Annotated in this window: 5 protein-coding genes; 3 read left to right on the top strand and 2 right to left on the bottom strand. The window is 42.1% G+C overall.

What is annotated here, in order from left to right; translation table 11 throughout:
• Both F7C14_RS10690 and F7C14_RS10685 read left to right on the top strand, forming a co-directional pair.
• A partial coding sequence (locus tag F7C14_RS10690) for a prenyltransferase/squalene oxidase repeat-containing protein (RefSeq protein ID WP_290902761.1) occupies positions 1-1,153 on the top strand: 1,153 nt, incomplete at its 5' end.
• A complete protein-coding gene (locus F7C14_RS10685; RefSeq protein ID WP_290902759.1) occupies positions 1,150-2,103 on the top strand; it encodes an ABC transporter substrate-binding protein in 954 nt (317 codons plus the stop codon). The genes F7C14_RS10690 and F7C14_RS10685, both read left to right, overlap by 4 nt.
• Positions 2,104-2,371: 268 nt before the next feature.
• Here F7C14_RS10685 and F7C14_RS10680 read toward each other — a convergent pair whose 3' ends face one another.
• The gene (locus F7C14_RS10680; protein ID WP_290902757.1) at positions 2,372-2,767 is read right to left on the bottom strand and encodes a HepT-like ribonuclease domain-containing protein; all 396 of its coding nucleotides are present in this window, start codon (positions 2,765-2,767) and stop codon (positions 2,372-2,374) included.
• Positions 2,764-3,135 (bottom strand): nucleotidyltransferase domain-containing protein, encoded by a 372-nt coding sequence (locus F7C14_RS10675; RefSeq protein WP_290902755.1) that lies wholly within the window; start codon positions 3,133-3,135, stop codon positions 2,764-2,766. Before F7C14_RS10675 ends, F7C14_RS10680 begins: the two co-directional genes overlap by 4 nt.
• 53 nt (positions 3,136-3,188) lie before the next feature.
• Here F7C14_RS10675 and F7C14_RS10670 point away from each other — a divergent pair, with 53 nt between their 5' ends.
• On the top strand, positions 3,189-3,965 hold the full coding sequence (locus F7C14_RS10670; RefSeq protein ID WP_290902753.1) for a transglutaminase domain-containing protein: 777 nt from the start codon (positions 3,189-3,191) through the stop codon (positions 3,963-3,965).
• The last annotated feature ends 215 nt before the right edge of the window (positions 3,966-4,180 follow it).

Raw genomic sequence — 4,180 nt, 5'->3', positions numbered from 1 at the left:
CTACTTCTTCTCCTCAAAAATAACGAACTTCAGCCTATTTGCAATTATCATAAAATGGAACAACTTCCCGTTAAAACCGGAGGATGAACGGATAGTTAAAGCGTTGAAATGGTTAAAAAGTATCCAGAATGATGACGGAGGTTTTGCCAATCCGGGAGAGGAGAGCAGTGTGGCTAAAACCTCTTGGGCTATAATGGCTTTGGTAGCAGCCGGAGAAAATCCGGATGAGTGGAAGAAGAACGGAAAAAGTCCGGTAGATTACCTTAGAGAAAATCTGAAAAAAGAGCTCCCGAAAATGGGTACAGCCGATTACGCGAGAACAATTCTGGCTTTAGTAGCAGCTGGCGAGAATCCGAGGAATTTTGTCGGGGTTGACCTCGTGAAGTTGTTAAAGGGCAGAGTGAAGGAGAACGGGCAAATTGGAGACTTCATTTACACAACAATCTGGGGAATCATAGCCCTCGTCTCCGTTGGAGAGGACGTAAACAAGTCTGTTGAGTGGTTAAAAGAGCAACAAAACGAAGATGGTGGCTTTGCGTGGGCTGTTGGTGAGAAGAGCGATTTTGATGACACAGCCGCTGCAATTCAGGCTTTAATAGCTGCCGGCGAGGCAAAAGATTCCGAAGTTATTCAGAAAGCGTTAAATTACCTTAAGCAGGGGCAAAACGAAGATGGAGGGATGAGATACTTCGGAAATTCAGCGAGCAACGCAGCCAGCGACTCTTGGACGATTCAAGCATTGGTTGCGGCTGGGATAAATCCAGTGGAGTGGAGGAAGAACAACATCAGCGTCGTCGAACATTTGTTGAGCTTGCAGACAGAGGAAGGGTACTTTAAATACACCGCCCATCAAACATCAAATCCTGGCTACATGACCGTCAGCGCCATAATGGCTTTGCTTGGAAAAGCGCATCCGATAAAGGTTATGGAGGAAAAAGAAGTGCCCACACCAACGCCAACTCCGGAAATTGTAGAAACTCAAAAACCTGAAAAAACCTCGGAGGAGATAGTGGAAGTAACACCAACCCAGACTCCAACTCCAGAAATCAAAGAGACTCCAACTCCGAAGCCAACTGAAGAAAAGAGAGTAATTCCGGGATTCACAGCCATACTGACTTTGCTCGTGCTTGCAGCGAGAGTCGTGAGAAAATGAAAACAAGGCTCTTCATTTTTTTAATTTTGATCTCTCTTCCTCTAATCTCCCTGTGCGAGGAGAAAAAGCGGGTCGAAGTTGAAGAACACTTTAATCTCTCTGAAATCTTCAACGCTTCTCTCGTCGATGACACTGGTTACCCAATTAAAAACGTAAATCCGGAGAGAATTGTTTCTCTCGCTCCAAGCAACACCGAAATCCTCTTTGCAATAGGAGCCGGAGATAAGGTTGTCGGAGTTACGGACTACTGCAACTATCCTCCGGAAGTACTGGAGAAGAAAGAAAAGGGAGAACTCGCCAGCGTTGGAGGGTATTCCACTGTGAACATCGAAAGAGTACTTGCGCTAAATCCGGATCTCGTGGTAGCGAGCTATGGAAACGGACTCGAAACGATTGAAACTCTGAGGAACCTTGGAGTTTACGTTATAGCCTTCGATCCCAGATCGATTGAAGACGTTATGAGGAGTATTTACTTAATCGGAGTTGCCACTGGAAAAGAGAACGAAGCAAAGGAGCTCGTAAAAGAGATGGGTGAGAGAATTAAGAAAGTTAAGGAAAAAGTTAAAAACGAAAAGAAGGTGAGGGTCGCCCATTTAATCTGGCACGATCCGATATGGGTTTCTGGGAAGGGAACTTTCGCTGACGACGTGATAGAATTTGCCGGCGGAATTAACGTGTTCAACTTTACCGGCTGGAAAGTTGTGAGCGTAGAAGACCTCATCGCCGCAAATCCTGAAGTGATAGTCGTGAACAGTGGAAGCGGAATGGGCGGGGGAAGAAACATCATTTACGAATGGGTAATCAGCGACGAAAGACTGAAAGGTGTAGAGGCTGTAAAGAACGGAAGAGTTTATGTCATAGACTCGGACATAATCTCCCGCCCTTCCTACAGACTTGCAGAGGCTGTGGAAATCATGGCGAGGTTTTTACATCCAGAAGTGTGGAAGTAAAAGCTTTAGCAAATTTCTCTTTCCTGAATTTATCCTGCCTTAATGAATTTTATCTCACTATTTTCAGCTCGTAATAGATTACTTTTAAAAGCTCCGCTTCCGTCCCGTCCTTGGCAGTAAAGCTACAGTGCCAAAAGTAGGAGTAAGAGACAGTATCGTAGTATTATGGGGAGCATCTGTTAAAGACAGCATAACAACACCGAAGTAGTCGTCTGAAAAAGGGGACTCGTAGCCAAAGCTTGGAAAACGTTTGGAATTCGAATTGCGTTCATAGCTTACCAACCTCCACCTTTACTCTGTTAACAAAATCGGAGCATTTTTCAAGGAGATTTACCATTTCAAGCAGTTCATTTTCCGAAATTCTGTAATATTCGTGAGCTATAAGATTTCTTAGGAATACAAGGCGTTTAAAAGTTTTTAGCTCCTCCCCGCTTATGTAGCCAGCTTCTTCAAGAATTTCGAAAAGTTCTCGATATGTTGAGGGGAAGCCAAGTCTTTTCTTCATGACTATGTATTGAGCTATGTCTATAAGTGTGTTGACGGCTTGAAAACATTCCATTGCGAGCGTGTTGTATACAAAATAGTCTCTTACATCCTTCGACTTGAGCTTTTTAGCACCTTCAAGATGTCTTTCGAATCTTAAGATGTGTTCAACAAGCCTCATCCGAGCACCTCTGATGATATCATCTTATACATACGAACTGTGTCGAGGTATTCTCTCATAACTTTTAGCTTAATTTCCAAGAGCTTTTCCTCGTCTCGAACGAATATCTCCTTTCCGTATTTGAAGACCTCGTATTTTATGTGCAAAGGTAGGCGGTGGAAAAGGACGACATCGATTTCTGGGGAGGATAAGCTTCCGATGTCCGCTTCACTCTCTGGAGTTGGGTTTTCAAGGATTACTGCAATGTCGATGTCTGATAGCGGAGTTGCTTCTCCTTTAGCGTGAGAACCGAAAAGGTAGATTGCGATAACATTCGGATGAGATTTGATAACTTTGATGATTTTCGAGATTTTCTCGTTTAGCTCCATGTCGATTTAACTGTAGTGAAAGTTAATATCTTTTTGCTTATTGAATATCCTACATGAATGTTAGAATTGGTAAAGTTATGCTGACGATCCTGTTGATCGCAGTGTTTATCGTGTTTGTGGAAGTTCCGATACTTTCTGTAGCTCTACCGTTGACTGGGGTTTTGACAGTCTATCCATTGTTAATATCTGTAATTCTTTCTCTTCTAATATTCGTGTACAAGATTTTGAAATCCGACAAAAGCTTGGAGATAATATTAAGAATAGCAACAGTCATGCTAATCCTTTTCTGGTTATTCACGCAGGTTCTAACTATCATTGTCATAGAATCAGAGTATCATAGTGTTGTAAGCGAGTACTCCCAGTTTTTAAAGGAAAATCCAACAGATGGATTAAGTTCTTCTTGGGCAGTTGTTGCAAAATACAAAAATGAATTTGATGGAACCTACGGGAGAAATGAGAGTTTGCCTAATAGAGTTTTATTCAGCAATTCTGGATTTTATCTTGGATTTACACCTCTGTTTCTGACATACCTTGAATGGTTTGATGGGTACGGGAAATTGATTGTGCTGCAGAAAAAAGGAAATTGCGGTGAGTTTGCGATTGCTATTAAAACTCTTTTACGGGATGTCACAGGGCTAAAAACAAGAGTAGTTAGCATGGAAGGTTTTGACCACGCTTTTCCAGAAGTTTACTGGAACGGAAGCTGGTGGGTTTTTGATGGTATATTCACAACTCCTAATCATCCCGTAAAGGCTGAATCATACGCTGAATATCTGAAAGAGAACAAAAGAAATGTTTACGAGAATTTATACAATCTTTATACAATCTGAAAGAGGATGAAACTGGAATTTCTATTCTTACTGAACACGGTTTTAAGGCTGTGAACATCACGATTGTTGCAATAATAGATCCTACATCAAGCAAATGGGACGATAAACCTGCCAAAAACGCGGATGTGGAAATATTTGCATTGAAAAACTTGTATGATCCTCTCATCGATAAGGGCGAAACTGATGAAAAAGGAGAATACCATACTGTGCTGAGG

The organism is Ferroglobus sp., assembly GCF_015521575.1.
In the GTDB taxonomy this organism is placed as follows: Archaea; Halobacteriota; Archaeoglobi; order Archaeoglobales; family Archaeoglobaceae; genus Ferroglobus.
This window is presented reverse-complemented; position numbering and strand designations above follow the sequence as displayed.

Bases quoted from the DNA above. Each gene is read 5' to 3' on its own strand.
- F7C14_RS10675 (WP_290902755.1), bottom strand. From the start codon at position 3,135: ATGGAGCTAAACGAGAAAATCTCGAAAATCATCAAAGTTATCAAATCT.
- F7C14_RS10670 (WP_290902753.1), top strand. From the start codon at position 3,189: ATGAATGTTAGAATTGGTAAAGTTATGCTGACGATCCTGTTGATCGCA.
- F7C14_RS10680 (WP_290902757.1), bottom strand. From the start codon at position 2,767: ATGAGGCTTGTTGAACACATCTTAAGATTCGAAAGACATCTTGAAGGT.
- F7C14_RS10685 (WP_290902759.1), top strand. From the start codon at position 1,150: ATGAAAACAAGGCTCTTCATTTTTTTAATTTTGATCTCTCTTCCTCTA.